The 12,774-nt window shown below is 53.0% G+C and carries 16 protein-coding genes; 14 read left to right on the top strand and 2 right to left on the bottom strand.

From position 1 onward, the window contains the following. The first annotated feature begins 92 nt into the window (after positions 1–92). From tgt to ACLD11_RS09825, 8 genes are all read left to right on the top strand, one after another. Positions 93–1,220, top strand: a complete 1,128-nt coding sequence (gene tgt / locus ACLD11_RS09860; protein WP_000667305.1) for a tRNA guanosine(34) transglycosylase Tgt — start codon at positions 93–95, stop codon at positions 1,218–1,220. 22 nt (positions 1,221–1,242) lie between these two features. Further along, positions 1,243–1,575, top strand: a complete 333-nt coding sequence (yajC, locus tag ACLD11_RS09855; protein ID WP_000007628.1) for a preprotein translocase subunit YajC — start codon at positions 1,243–1,245, stop codon at positions 1,573–1,575. Positions 1,576–1,602: 27 nt separating this feature from the next. After that, on the top strand, positions 1,603–3,450 hold the full coding sequence (secD, locus tag ACLD11_RS09850) for a protein translocase subunit SecD (RefSeq protein ID WP_193580130.1): 1,848 nt from the start codon (positions 1,603–1,605) through the stop codon (positions 3,448–3,450). 10 nt (positions 3,451–3,460) lie between these two features. Next, complete coding sequence (gene secF, locus ACLD11_RS09845; RefSeq protein WP_000046629.1) at positions 3,461–4,432, top strand: protein translocase subunit SecF; 972 nt, start codon at positions 3,461–3,463, stop codon at positions 4,430–4,432. Between the two features lie 147 nt (positions 4,433–4,579). Beyond that, positions 4,580–4,945 carry a VOC family protein gene (locus tag ACLD11_RS09840; RefSeq protein ID WP_000793037.1) on the top strand — a complete coding sequence of 122 codons (366 nt, stop codon included), beginning with the start codon at positions 4,580–4,582 and terminating at the stop codon, positions 4,943–4,945. 25 nt (positions 4,946–4,970) lie between these two features. Beyond that, on the top strand, positions 4,971–5,663 hold the full coding sequence (locus ACLD11_RS09835) for a helix-turn-helix transcriptional regulator (RefSeq protein WP_000198318.1): 693 nt from the start codon (positions 4,971–4,973) through the stop codon (positions 5,661–5,663). A 169-nt stretch (positions 5,664–5,832) separates the two neighbouring features. After that, entirely contained in the window at positions 5,833–6,180 is a 348-nt protein-coding gene (gene yajD / locus ACLD11_RS09830) for an HNH nuclease YajD (RefSeq protein ID WP_000974818.1), read from the top strand. Positions 6,181–6,617: 437 nt separating this feature from the next. After that, complete coding sequence (locus tag ACLD11_RS09825) at positions 6,618–6,725, top strand: type I toxin-antitoxin system toxin Ldr family protein (protein ID WP_000176312.1); 108 nt, start codon at positions 6,618–6,620, stop codon at positions 6,723–6,725. Between the two features lie 83 nt (positions 6,726–6,808). On the opposite strand, the gene ACLD11_RS09820 is transcribed toward ACLD11_RS09825, so the two are convergent. Both ACLD11_RS09820 and ACLD11_RS09815 read right to left on the bottom strand, forming a co-directional pair. Next, a complete protein-coding gene (locus tag ACLD11_RS09820) occupies positions 6,809–7,672 on the bottom strand; it encodes a nucleoside-specific channel-forming protein Tsx (protein WP_000752021.1) in 864 nt (287 codons plus the stop codon). A gap of 299 nt (positions 7,673–7,971) precedes the next feature. Further along, a complete protein-coding gene (locus ACLD11_RS09815; RefSeq protein ID WP_000198486.1) occupies positions 7,972–8,511 on the bottom strand; it encodes a DUF3251 domain-containing protein in 540 nt (179 codons plus the stop codon). Between the two features lie 151 nt (positions 8,512–8,662). On the opposite strand from ACLD11_RS09815, the gene nrdR reads away from it, so the two are divergent. The 6 genes from nrdR to pgpA all read left to right on the top strand — a co-directional run bounded on the left by nrdR (position 8,663) and on the right by pgpA (position 12,767). Next, positions 8,663–9,112: a transcriptional regulator NrdR gene (gene nrdR, locus ACLD11_RS09810; protein WP_000543533.1), complete on the top strand. Its 450-nt coding sequence runs from the start codon at positions 8,663–8,665 to the stop codon at positions 9,110–9,112. 3 nt (positions 9,113–9,115) lie between these two features. Next, complete coding sequence (gene ribD / locus ACLD11_RS09805) at positions 9,116–10,219, top strand: bifunctional diaminohydroxyphosphoribosylaminopyrimidine deaminase/5-amino-6-(5-phosphoribosylamino)uracil reductase RibD (protein WP_411014843.1); 1,104 nt, start codon at positions 9,116–9,118, stop codon at positions 10,217–10,219. An 88-nt stretch (positions 10,220–10,307) separates the two neighbouring features. After that, positions 10,308–10,778, top strand: a complete 471-nt coding sequence (gene ribE, locus ACLD11_RS09800) for a 6,7-dimethyl-8-ribityllumazine synthase (protein ID WP_001021370.1) — start codon at positions 10,308–10,310, stop codon at positions 10,776–10,778. A 20-nt stretch (positions 10,779–10,798) separates the two neighbouring features. Further along, complete coding sequence (gene nusB / locus ACLD11_RS09795) at positions 10,799–11,218, top strand: transcription antitermination factor NusB (RefSeq protein ID WP_000801129.1); 420 nt, start codon at positions 10,799–10,801, stop codon at positions 11,216–11,218. A 78-nt stretch (positions 11,219–11,296) separates the two neighbouring features. Then, entirely contained in the window at positions 11,297–12,274 is a 978-nt protein-coding gene (gene thiL, locus ACLD11_RS09790; protein ID WP_000752138.1) for a thiamine-phosphate kinase, read from the top strand. Beyond that, positions 12,252–12,767 (top strand): phosphatidylglycerophosphatase A, encoded by a 516-nt coding sequence (gene pgpA, locus ACLD11_RS09785; protein ID WP_000154062.1) that lies wholly within the window; start codon positions 12,252–12,254, stop codon positions 12,765–12,767. The genes thiL and pgpA overlap by 23 nt, the downstream gene beginning before the upstream one ends. Positions 12,768–12,774: the final 7 nt, after the last annotated feature.

Raw genomic sequence — 12,774 nt, 5'->3', positions numbered from 1 at the left:
CGCCGATGACGCCTTCGGGAATTTATTAGCTATGGAATCATTCCGTAGCGAGTCGTTAAACGTCAGACTGTTTTTCTGACGCAGGAGTGATAATGAAATTTGAGTTAGATACCACCGATGGTCGCGCGCGTCGCGGTCGTCTGGTGTTTGATCGTGGCGTAGTGGAAACGCCTGCTTTTATGCCTGTGGGTACTTACGGTACCGTAAAAGGCATGACGCCGGAAGAAGTGGAAGCGACCGGCGCGCAAATCATCCTCGGCAACACTTTCCACCTGTGGCTGCGCCCGGGTCAGGAAATCATGAAGCTGCATGGCGACCTGCACGATTTTATGCAGTGGAAAGGGCCGATTCTCACCGATTCCGGCGGCTTCCAGGTCTTCAGCCTCGGCGATATTCGTAAGATTACCGAGCAAGGTGTGCACTTCCGTAACCCGATCAACGGCGATCCGATTTTCCTCGATCCGGAAAAGTCGATGGAGATCCAGTACGATCTCGGTTCCGATATCGTGATGATCTTTGATGAATGTACGCCGTACCCGGCAGACTGGGACTATGCTAAACGCTCGATGGAGATGTCGTTGCGTTGGGCGAAGCGTAGCCGCGACCGTTTTGATAGCCTTGGCAATAAGAATGCGCTTTTTGGCATCATTCAGGGCAGCGTTTACGAAGATTTACGCGATATCTCGGTGAAAGGTCTGGTAGAGATTGGCTTTGATGGCTACGCTGTCGGCGGTTTGGCTGTTGGTGAGCCGAAAGCAGATATGCACCGCATTCTGGAGCACGTTTGCCCGCAGATCCCGGCTGACAAACCGCGTTACCTGATGGGCGTGGGTAAACCGGAAGATCTGGTGGAAGGGGTGCGTCGCGGTATTGATATGTTTGACTGTGTCATGCCAACGCGAAATGCCCGTAATGGTCATCTGTTTGTGACCGACGGCGTGGTGAAGATTCGTAATGCAAAGCATAAAAGCGACACCAGCCCGCTTGACGCCGAGTGCGATTGCTACACCTGTCGCAATTATTCACGCGCTTACTTGCATCATCTCGACCGTTGCAACGAAATATTAGGTGCGCGTCTCAATACCATTCATAACTTGCGTTACTACCAGCGTTTGATGGCGGGTTTACGCAAGGCTATTGAAGAGGGTAAATTAGAGAGCTTCGTAACCGAGTTTTACCAACGTCAGGGGCGACCCGTTCCACCTTTGAACGTTGATTAATTTTAATAATGAGGGAATTTGAATGAGCTTTTTTATTTCTGATGCGGTAGCGGCAACAGGTGCTCCGGCGCAGGGCAGCCCGATGTCTCTGATTTTAATGCTGGTGGTGTTTGGTCTGATTTTCTATTTCATGATCCTGCGCCCGCAGCAGAAGCGCACCAAAGAGCACAAAAAGCTGATGGACTCCATTGCGAAAGGTGATGAAGTTCTGACGAATGGCGGTCTGGTTGGTCGAGTGACCAAAGTAGCGGAAGCCGGCTACATTGCCATCGCGCTGAATGACACCACGGAAGTGGTTATCAAACGTGACTTCGTAGCTGCCGTTCTGCCGAAAGGCACCATGAAGGCGCTGTAATATTTCGTTTTCCCAAAGGGAACTGCCGTGTTAAACCGTTATCCTTTGTGGAAGTACATCATGCTGGTCGTCGTAATTATCGTCGGCCTGCTTTACGCACTTCCCAACCTGTATGGTGAGGATCCGGCTGTTCAAATCACTGGCGTGCGCGGCGTCGCCGCCAGTGAGCAAACGCTGATCCAGGTCCAGAAAACGTTACAAGAAGAAAAAATTCCCGCTAAGTCTGTGGCACTGGAAGAGGGCGCTATTCTTGCGCGCTTCGACACCACCGATACCCAGCTACGCGCCCGTGAAGCGCTGATGAGCGTGCTGGGGGATAAATATGTCGTGGCGCTTAACCTTGCGCCGGCTACGCCGCGCTGGTTGGCGGCTATTCACGCCGATCCGATGAAGCTCGGTCTTGATCTGCGCGGCGGCGTTCACTTCCTGATGGAAGTGGATATGGATACCGCGTTAGGTAAACTCCAGGAACAAAATATCGATAGCCTGCGCAGCGATCTGCGTGAAAAAGGCATTCCTTATACCACCGTTCGTAAAGAAAATAATTATGGGCTGAGCATCACGTTCCGTGACAGCAAAGCGCGTGATGAGGCGATCGCCTATCTGACGCCGCGTCATCGTGACCTGGTGATTTCCAGCCAGAGCGGCAATCAACTTCGCGCGGTAATGACCGATGCGCGCCTGAGCGAAGCGCGTGAATACGCCGTTCAGCAGAACATTAATATTCTGCGTAACCGTGTTAACCAACTGGGCGTCGCGGAGCCTGTCGTACAACGCCAGGGCGCAGACCGTATTGTGGTTGAGCTGCCGGGTATCCAGGATACCGCTCGCGCGAAAGAAATTCTCGGCGCGACCGCGACGCTGGAATTCCGTCTGGTGAATACCAACGTTGACCAGGCCGCCGCTGCTGCCGGGCGCGTACCGGGTGATTCCGAAGTGAAACAGACCCGCGAAGGTCAGCTGGTGGTATTGTACAAACGCGTGATCCTCACCGGCGACCATATCACCGACTCGACGTCCAGCCAGGATGAATATAACCAACCGCAGGTTAACATCTCGCTGGATAGCGCAGGCGGCAATATCATGTCTAACTTCACTAAGGACAATATCGGCAAACCGATGGCGACCCTGTTTGTGGAGTATAAAGACAGCGGTAAGAAAGACGCTAACGGTCGCGCCGTACTGGTGAAACAGGAAGAGGTGATTAACATTGCCAACATCCAGTCTCGGCTGGGTAACAGCTTCCGTATTACCGGTATCAGCAACCCGAACGAAGCGCGCCAGCTCTCGTTGTTGCTGCGCGCGGGTGCCCTGATTGCGCCGATTCAGATCGTTGAAGAGCGCACCATTGGCCCGACTCTGGGTATGCAGAACATCAAGCAGGGCCTGGAAGCCTGTCTGGCCGGTCTGGTGGTCTCCATCCTGTTCATGATCTTCTTCTATAAGAAGTTTGGTCTGATTGCGACCAGCGCGTTAGTGGCTAACCTGGTGTTGATTGTCGGTATCATGTCGCTGTTGCCGGGGGCAACGCTCAGTATGCCGGGGATTGCGGGTATCGTGTTAACCCTTGCGGTTGCGGTCGACGCCAACGTTCTGATTAACGAACGTATCAAAGAAGAGTTGAGTAATGGCCGCACGGTACAGCAGGCGATAAACGAAGGCTATGCCGGCGCGTTCAGTTCCATCTTTGATGCGAACATCACGACGCTGATTAAAGTCATCATTCTGTATGCTGTCGGTACCGGGGCAATTAAAGGGTTCGCGATTACGACCGGTATCGGTGTGGCGACGTCGATGTTTACCGCGATTATCGGTACGCGTGCTATCGTAAACCTGCTATATGGCGGCAAGCGCGTCACTAAGCTGTCAATCTGAGGAGTGCGATGTGGCACAGGAATACACTGTTGAACAACTAAACCACGGCCGTAAAGTCTATGACTTTATGCGCTGGGACTTCTGGGCATTCGGCATCTCCGGGCTGTTGCTGATCGCGGCCATTGTCATTATGGGCGTACGCGGGTTTAACTGGGGGCTGGATTTCACCGGTGGTACGGTAATTGAAATCACGCTGGAAAAACCGGCTGAAATGGACGTGATGCGCGAAGCGCTGCAAAAAGCGGGCTATGAAGAGCCGCAGTTGCAGAACTTTGGCAGCAGTCACGACATTATGGTGCGTATGCCGCCAACCGAAGGTGAAACCGGCGGTCAGGTACTGGGTAGCAAAGTGGTGACGATCATTAATGAAGCCACCAACCAGAACGCGGCCGTGAAGCGTATTGAATTCGTGGGGCCAAGCGTGGGCGCCGATCTGGCGCAAACCGGCGCCATGGCGCTGCTGGTGGCGTTGATCTCTATCCTCGTTTATGTCGGTTTCCGCTTTGAGTGGCGACTGGCGGCAGGGGTGGTCATCGCGCTGGCGCACGACGTGATCATTACGCTGGGGATACTGTCGCTTTTCCATATCGAGATTGACCTGACCATTGTGGCATCATTGATGTCGGTGATCGGTTACTCGCTGAACGACAGTATCGTGGTCTCCGACCGTATTCGTGAAAACTTCCGCAAAATCCGTCGCGGGACGCCTTATGAAATCTTTAACGTGTCGCTGACCCAGACGTTGCACCGTACGTTGATTACCTCCGGGACAACGTTAGTGGTAATTCTGATGCTGTACCTCTTCGGCGGTCCGGTACTGGAAGGCTTCTCGCTGACGATGCTGATCGGTGTCTCTATTGGTACGGCATCTTCTATCTATGTCGCATCGGCGCTGGCGCTGAAACTCGGTATGAAGCGCGAGCATATGCTGCAGCAGAAAGTCGAAAAAGAAGGGGCGGATCAACCGTCCATTCTGCCGTAAACACGTATTTAAGTGTTATCTGAATCCCGGTCATGCGATCGGGATTTTTTTATTTATGTACCATGACGATAAACATTACTGACAGTATGCTGTCAGGAGCCCTGTCATACACTCCTCATGAATTTACCCACACTCGCAGGAGGATGTATGAAAAACTTGATTAACTGGTTTGAAATTCCAGTTACTGATATGGCGCGTGCAATCGCCTTTTATGAGCAAGTGATGCAGATATCGTTACGTCGGGAAACCATGGATGGGGCGGACCTGGCCGTATTCCCGTATGTTGAACCCGGACCCGGCGGAGCGCTGATAAAGCAGGATGATGTCGCTCCAGTTGCGCAGGGAGTCGTTATTTATTTGCATACCGCCGATTTGTTAGCCTCGATTGAACGTGTCGTCCTTGCTGGTGGCAAGTGTGTTCTGGAACCCATGGTTCCCGGAGATGACATTGGAACCATCGCGTTGTTTATTGACAGCGAAGGTAACCGAATAGGTTTACATCAACCTGCGTGATATTTGCTAAATGTAGAGAGTCAATATGACCAGACGCGCTGACCGTTTGTTTCAGATCGTGCAAATTTTGCGGGGTAGACGACTGACGACGGCAGCGCTGTTGGCACAGCGGCTTGCGGTTTCTGAACGGACGATTTATCGCGATATTCGCGATCTGTCGTTATCCGGTGTGCCTGTCGAAGGTGAAGCGGGGAGCGGATACCGTTTAATGGCGGGTTTTGATCTGCCGCCCTTGATGCTTACCCATCGTGAATCGGAAGCACTGATGGTGGCTATACGGTTATTGAAAACCTGGGGCGGCGATTCGCTATCGCGCGAGCTTGAATCCGCCCAGGAAAAAGTGTTGGCTATTTTACCGGAAGAGAGCCGTCGTAAAGCGGAGCAGACACGGATTTACGCTCCGGATTTGGGTACATCTCCACATTCGCGCAGCGCGTTTGATCTTATCCATCAGGCCGTTTCGGCGCAGCAGGTGTTGGCGCTACATTATCGTGATGAAGCGGGGCATCTCTCTTCGCGGGATATACAACCGCTGGGATTGTTTTTCTGGGGAGAGCACTGGCTACTGGTTGCCTGGTGTGAGAGACGGGAAGACTATCGGTGTTTTCGCCTCGATCGTTGTTTACAAATTACTCCGCTTAACCGGCGATTTCGTGAAACAATCGACCGTTCTTTGCGTGATTTTTTGCGTAAAGTCGAGCACGAAAAAATGCCGTAAGATGTGATAGCGATAACTCCAACGCTTGTCAAACGGGTTGATTGATCATCAGTTTGCCTGAAATAGCCTTCCTTACCTGGATATATAAGTTGCACAGAATCATTGCTAAAAGCCCGGCTTCGCGGGAAACTGCGCATAACTCTTTGTATTATTCAGGTACCTGTTAATTATGGCTATCATCCCAAAAAACTACGCGCGCCTGGAAAGCGGCTATCGTGAAAAAGCGCTGAAGCTGTTTCCGTGGGTGTGCGGACGTTGTTCCCGTGAGTTTGTGTATTCAAATCTGCGTGAGCTGACGGTGCATCATATCGATCATGACCACACCAATAATCCGGAAGACGGCAGCAACTGGGAGCTATTGTGCCTCTACTGCCACGATCATGAGCATTCTAAATATACCGAAGCCGATCAGTACGGTTCGACGGTCATTGCCGGGGAAGATGCGCAAAAAGATGTCGGCGAGGCGACTTATAACCCGTTTGCCGATCTGAAAGCGATGATGAACAAGAAGAAATAAGCAGACTGCTGGCAAAGCTGTTGGTGCTGTTGAATGTTAGGTTACGCTTCGCTCCACCCAACGGAATCCGCAATATAAATGAATTATTGGTTTTCGTAGGTCGGATGCAATCTGACATTTTTTCAGCCCCGGAGTTTGTCGCCAGCCCCAAACGTCCTGTAACGCATACATTGTCACTGGAATCCCGATCGCAAGGTTGGGATTTTTTTGTTTTTAATTCATGCCGATACTGGCGAGCAGAGTAGAATCAGCGGTAAGCCGGGGCAACCCGGTGAGGCGCAATGTTGCGGGGGCTTGATCCCCGGTGGCCTTGTCGCTGGAAAGAGAAAACCCCCGCACATTGTTCGGTATTCACCGGCAACATTACGGGGGCTAACTTGACCCTAGACAAGTTGAGGATAGCCGCGAACCGTTGCCATTGCAACAAAGGCGGCAATATGACGCTCACAGAGTTGAGCATTACTATCTGGCATGATCTGGCGGCACCAACGCTGGTCGGGATTGCGACAGGTCTGTTTTTAGGCTGGTGGCATCGCCGGAAGTAATGTGAAGTGGGCGCGACTCGCCGCCGCATGGCAGCATGCGCCCGAAACGGGCCAGAGGGCGACCTCTGGCCTTTTTTGCAGGTTTAGAAGTTATAACCCACGACCAGGTAGCCGCCCCAGCCGGTAGATTTCGCGCTGAAATCGCCGTCGCCCCAGTTCAGTTTTGCGCCATTCTGCCACTGTCCGCCGTTATGGAAGTAACGCGCAACGACCGAGTAGTGCCAGTGATCGTAGTTCAGCGCCAGGATATGGCTGGAAGCGATGGAATTGCTGGTACGGTTCGGATCGTCGCCTAAATCAGATCCCCAGTCAAAGTTGGTAAAGCCGATATAGCTCAGTTTACCGCCCCACAGATCGGTGATGGGGACGAAGTATTTCACTTTGAAACGGTAGCCGTCCCATTCGTTTTCATTGGACGCGCCGTAGTTTTGCCACTGATATTTCGCATACACGTTCAGCGACAGGCCCATCGGCAGGCCGGTGTCAATATCGGTCCCCAGACCCATATACCACGTGCTCTGGCGGCTGGCTTTGTTATCGCCCATATCGTAGATGTAGTTGTTGGCGAAATACCACTCTTTAAACGGGCCGAAGCTCAGGTCTGCGCCGGTCAGCTTATCAATCGAGAAACGCGGTTCGATTTCCATGAACAGCGGAGAACCGTCGGACCAGATACCTTTATCGTTGCCGTTACCCCAATCAAAGGTTTTGGGAATATCGATATAGCCGTAGAAATCAAACCAGTCTTTTTTGGCAAATGCTTCATATTCCAGATAGACGTCGTTGTTCAATTTCGGCGAGAAACGGGTATGGTAGCTGCCTACCACGTTTACGCTCTGGTGCCACCAGTCGGACAAATACTGCGGCTGATCATTTTCTGCTGCGTTAGCAGTAAAAGATGAGGTGAGCGCCAGCGCTGCGCTGACTGCGAGTAAAGTTTTTTTCATATGTATGCCACTGTTTGAAATCCCTTACGGGAGTGAAAAGAACGCAATTTGCGTTTCTAAATATTTCGTGTTTCTGCGGAGCTTATTATAAAAATCATTGCTCACAAAAATATGTCTTGTTTCACATATCTATCATTTACGTAATCGATTGCGTTCACGTTTGCGCATTTTAGGTGCGGCGACAGTACTGCATTTCATGAATATTACCAATCTATGTCATAAATGACGAAAATGTCAGTAGGGCAACAAAAGTCGCGCGGGGGATGTTGCGGAACGCACAAAACGCTCCGCCAGAACGTTTATTGATTAACAGGCTGAATATCATGGATGCGAATGAAGCCTAACTGCGCCGGTGTGATCCCCTTCAACGGTAACGAAATATTGACATCACTGGGCGCCAGCAAGCTGGCAGGGGCATTTACCAGAAGGCTCTGTGCATTCACCTCCTGATAGTTCTCCGTAGTGCCCTGAATTTGCCCGTACTCTACGGTAGCGCTGAATGCCGGCAGCGGATCGCGGGACTCGCCCTGAATGCGTAACGTTGCGTGAGCGCCGTCTGCGACAGGCGTAATTTCCAGCAATGTCATACGTAGCGTACCGATCTGACTCTCCAGCCGGGCAGGCGTATTGGCGCCAGGCAACAAATAGACGCCGCGGGTTGACTCCGCATTCAGCTTATTTTGTTGGGTAATTTTTACCGTTTCCTGATTCAGTTGGGTCATCTCTTTATTCAGGGTGCTAATGCTTTGATGCATCTGGCGAACTTCGCTCTGCGGCGCGCAGGCGGTCAGGCTCAAGAGACTTCCCACCAGGAGAATTCTTAGGTAACGTCTTGTCATGTCGATCATTTCCTTCATGGTACGATAGCGTAATGGTAGTGCGCTATACGCATAAAGGCACCGATCCTTTATCTCAAAAGCGCTCCGCCTTTGTTGTCGCGCCAGTTCAGGGTAAAATAGTGTTTTCTAAATCATCTGGTCAGGACGCCGTATGCATTGCCCATTTTGTTTCGCCGTAGATACCAAAGTCATTGACTCTCGTCTTGTAGGCGAGGGCTCGTCCGTGCGCCGCCGTCGGCAGTGCCTGGTGTGTAATGAACGCTTTACGACCTTTGAAGTGGCTGAACTGGTCATGCCGCGCGTGATAAAAAGCAACGATGTGCGCGAACCCTTTAATGAGGATAAGCTGCGTAGCGGCATGTTGAGAGCGCTGGAAAAAAGGCCCGTCAGCGCAGACGATGTTGAAATGGCATTGAATCATATTAAGTCACAATTACGTGCCACTGGCGAGCGTGAAGTTCCCAGCAAGATGATTGGCAACCTGGTCATGGAGCAACTGAAAAAACTCGATAAAGTCGCGTATATTCGCTTTGCCTCCGTCTATCGCAGTTTCGAAGATATCAAAGACTTTGGCGAAGAAATCGCTCGCCTACAGGACTAAGCCATGCAGGATGAGTTTTACATGGCGCGAGCGCTCAAACTGGCGCAGCGTGGACGTTTCACCACTCACCCCAACCCTAATGTCGGCTGTGTCATTGTTAACAATGGCGACATCGTCGGCGAAGATTATCACCATCGCGCCGGAGAGCCGCACGCCGAGGTCCATGCGTTGCGGATGGCGGGCGCAAAAGCCAAAGGCGCAACCGCCTATGTCACGCTTGAACCCTGTAGCCATCATGGGCGAACGCCGCCATGTTGCGATGCGCTGATTGCGGCCGGCGTCGCGCGCGTGGTCGCCGCGATGCAGGACCCGAACCCACAGGTCGCCGGGCGCGGGCTGTATCGTCTGCAACAGGCGGGTATTGCGGTCAGCCACGGGTTAATGATGAGTGAAGTGGAGGCGCTCAATAAAGGCTTCCTCAAGCGGATGCGTACCGGATTCCCTTATCTTCAGCTTAAACTGGGTGCCTCCGTGGATGGACGGACGGCGATGGCCAGCGGCGAAAGCCAGTGGATCACCTCGCCGCAGGCCCGGCGCGACGTTCAGCGCTTGCGTGCGCAAAGTCACGCTATTTTAACCAGTAGCGCGACGGTATTGGCTGACGATCCGGCCTTGACGGTGCGTTGGGCGGAGCTAGACGCTTCTACGCAGGCGTCTTACCCGCAGGAAAATCTGCGCCAGCCGGTGCGAATTGTTATCGACAGCCAAAACCGGGTAACGCCTGCGCATCGTATTGTGCAGCAGCCTGGCGAAACGTGGATCGCGCGTACCCAGGAAGATAGCCGCGCGTGGCCCGATGCGGTTCGTACTATCAGCGTGCCGGCGCACAACGGACATTTGGATCTGGTTGTGCTGATGATGCAGTTAGGCAGGCAGCAGATTAATAGCATATGGGTTGAAGCCGGACCGGGACTGGCGGGCGCGTTGCTGCAAGCCGGGCTGGTGGATGAACTGATTGTCTATGTCGCGCCTAAATTGTTGGGAACCCAGGCGCGGGGATTATGCGAATTGCCGGGGCTTGAGAAGCTCGCCGACGCGCCGCAATTTACCTTCAGCGAAATACGCCATGTCGGCCCGGATGTTTGCCTGCATATGGTGAGCGCATGAGTTCTCCCGTCGAAAGGGGAGCAGCGCTCAAATTATTATGATAAAATCCGCCCCCCTGCGGGGCCAAATGAACCCTGGAAGAGAGAATATGAACATTATTAAAGCTAACGTTGCAGCCCCTGACGCTCGCGTCGCCATCACTATTGCGCGTTTCAATCAGTTTATCAACGACAGCCTGCTGGATGGCGCGGTTGATGCCCTGACGCGTATTGGTCAGGTAAAAGATGATAATATTACCGTAGTGTGGGTGCCTGGCGCCTATGAACTGCCGCTGGCGACCGATGCGCTGGCGAAAAGCGGTAAATATGACGCCGTGGTTGCGCTGGGAACCGTGATTCGCGGGGGGACTGCGCACTTTGAATATGTGGCAGGCGGCGCCAGCAATGGCCTGGCAAGCGTTGCCCAGGACAGCGGCGTGCCGGTAGCCTTTGGTGTTCTGACCACCGAGAGTATTGAACAAGCCATCGAACGTGCTGGTACAAAAGCCGGTAATAAAGGCGCAGAAGCTGCGCTGACCGCGCTTGAAATGATTAATGTATTGAAAGCCATTAAGGCCTGATTTTTTGTAAGGGGAATTCCGTGAAACCTGCTGCTCGTCGCCGCGCCCGTGAGTGTGCCGTCCAGGCGCTTTACTCCTGGCAGTTGTCCCAGAACGACATCGCTGATGTTGAATACCAGTTCCTGGCGGAACAGGACGTAAAAGACGTCGACGTTCTCTATTTCCGTGAACTGCTATCCGGGGTGGCGACTAACAGCGCGTACCTGGATGGTTTAATGAAACCGTATCTGTCCCGCCTGCTTGAAGAGCTGGGACAGGTTGAAAAAGCCGTGCTGCGTATTGCGTTGTTTGAGCTGTCAAAACGCAGCGATGTGCCTTATAAAGTGGCCATCAACGAAGCGATTGAACTGGCGAAAACCTTTGGCGCTGAAGACAGCCACAAATTCGTCAACGGCGTACTGGATAAAGCAGCTCCGGTGATTCGTCCCAACAAAAAGTGATTCACAGGCCGGAAAGATAGCGGGCGATCGATACCCGCCGTCTCCGGCCTTTTCTTTTTTTCTGCTGAGGCATAACGTATGGCATGTGGCGAGTTTTCCCTGATTGCCCGTTATTTTGACCGTGTAAGAAGCTCTCGTCTTGATGTTGAAACCGGTATTGGCGACGATTGCGCGCTCCTGAATATTCCTGAAAAGCAGACCCTGGCGATCAGTACCGATACGCTGGTGGCGGGCAACCACTTCCTCCCTGATATCGATCCTGCCGATCTGGCTTATAAAGCGTTGGCGGTGAATTTAAGCGATCTGGCCGCGATGGGGGCCGACCCGGCCTGGTTAACGCTGGCGTTAACGTTGCCGGAAGTGGATGAGCCGTGGCTGGAAGCTTTTAGCGACAGTCTGTTTGCGCTATTGAATTACTACGATATGCAGCTCATTGGCGGCGACACCACGCGTGGACCGCTGTCGATGACGCTGGGTATCCACGGTTATATCCCGGCAGGGCGCGCGCTCAAGCGATCTGGCGCGAAGCCGGGCGACTGGATTTATGTCACCGGTACACCGGGCGACAGCGCTGCCGGGCTGGCGGTTTTGCAAAACCGGCTACAGGTGTCGGAGGAGACAGACGCTCACTATTTAATTCAACGGCATTTACGCCCGACGCCGCGTATTTTACACGGCCAGGCGCTGCGTGATATCGCCAGCGCGGCTATCGATCTCTCCGATGGTTTGATTTCCGATCTGGGGCATATCGTCAAGGCCAGCGGTTGTGGAGCAAGAGTAGATGTTGATGCGCTGCCAAAATCCGATGCGATGATGCGCCATGTTGATGACGGGCAGGCGCTGCGTTGGGCGCTTTCCGGCGGCGAAGACTATGAGCTGTGCTTTACAGTGCCGGAACTGAACCGTGGCGCGCTGGATGTCGCCATTGGTCAACTGGGTGTTCCCTTTACCTGCATAGGTCAAATGAGCGCAGATATTGAAGGGCTGAATTTTGTACGTGACGGAATGCCTGTCACCTTTGACTGGAAAGGATATGACCATTTTGCCACGCCATAAAGATGTTGCGAAAAGCCGCCTGAATTTGCGCAATCCGTGGCACCTGCTCGCTACCGGCTTTGGCAGCGGGCTGAGCCCCGTGGTGCCGGGCACGATGGGCTCGCTGGCGGCGATCCCCTTCTGGTATCTGATGACGTTTCTGCCGTGGCAGCTTTATTCGCTGGTCGTGATGTTTGGGATCTGCATTGGCGTTTATCTTTGCCATCAGACGGCGAAAGATATGGGCGTACACGACCACGGCAGTATTGTCTGGGATGAATTTATCGGTATGTGGATAACGCTAATGGCGTTGCCGACGACGGACTGGCAGTGGGTGGCTGCCGGGTTCGTTATTTTCCGCATTCTGGATATGTGGAAACCCTGGCCGATCCGTTGGTTTGATCGCAACGTACACGGCGGCATGGGGATTATGATCGATGATATCGTCGCCGGGGTGATATCCGCCGGCATACTGTATTTTATCGGTCATCACTGGCCGATCGGGGTCATTTAAAGGGGTT

The organism is Salmonella sp. 741265116_PST (assembly GCF_046567715.1).
Taxonomy (GTDB): Bacteria; Pseudomonadota; Gammaproteobacteria; order Enterobacterales; family Enterobacteriaceae; genus Salmonella; species Salmonella enterica.
The sequence above is the reverse complement of the archived record's forward strand: the minus strand, read 5'-3'. Positions and strand labels throughout refer to the sequence as shown.

Excerpts from the sequence above, each read along its gene's own strand:
- tgt (WP_000667305.1), top strand. The coding sequence starts at position 93 with ATGAAATTTGAGTTAGATACCACCGATGGTCGCGCGCGTCGCGGTCGT.
- yajC (WP_000007628.1), top strand. The coding sequence starts at position 1,243 with ATGAGCTTTTTTATTTCTGATGCGGTAGCGGCAACAGGTGCTCCGGCG.
- ACLD11_RS09840 (WP_000793037.1), top strand. The coding sequence starts at position 4,580 with ATGAAAAACTTGATTAACTGGTTTGAAATTCCAGTTACTGATATGGCG.
- ACLD11_RS09835 (WP_000198318.1), top strand. The coding sequence starts at position 4,971 with ATGACCAGACGCGCTGACCGTTTGTTTCAGATCGTGCAAATTTTGCGG.
- yajD (WP_000974818.1), top strand. The coding sequence starts at position 5,833 with ATGGCTATCATCCCAAAAAACTACGCGCGCCTGGAAAGCGGCTATCGT.
- ACLD11_RS09825 (WP_000176312.1), top strand. The coding sequence starts at position 6,618 with ATGACGCTCACAGAGTTGAGCATTACTATCTGGCATGATCTGGCGGCA.
- ACLD11_RS09820 (WP_000752021.1), bottom strand. The coding sequence starts at position 7,672 with ATGAAAAAAACTTTACTCGCAGTCAGCGCAGCGCTGGCGCTCACCTCA.
- ACLD11_RS09815 (WP_000198486.1), bottom strand. The coding sequence starts at position 8,511 with ATGACAAGACGTTACCTAAGAATTCTCCTGGTGGGAAGTCTCTTGAGC.
- nrdR (WP_000543533.1), top strand. The coding sequence starts at position 8,663 with ATGCATTGCCCATTTTGTTTCGCCGTAGATACCAAAGTCATTGACTCT.
- ribD (WP_411014843.1), top strand. The coding sequence starts at position 9,116 with ATGCAGGATGAGTTTTACATGGCGCGAGCGCTCAAACTGGCGCAGCGT.
- ribE (WP_001021370.1), top strand. The coding sequence starts at position 10,308 with ATGAACATTATTAAAGCTAACGTTGCAGCCCCTGACGCTCGCGTCGCC.
- thiL (WP_000752138.1), top strand. The coding sequence starts at position 11,297 with ATGGCATGTGGCGAGTTTTCCCTGATTGCCCGTTATTTTGACCGTGTA.
- pgpA (WP_000154062.1), top strand. The coding sequence starts at position 12,252 with ATGACCATTTTGCCACGCCATAAAGATGTTGCGAAAAGCCGCCTGAAT.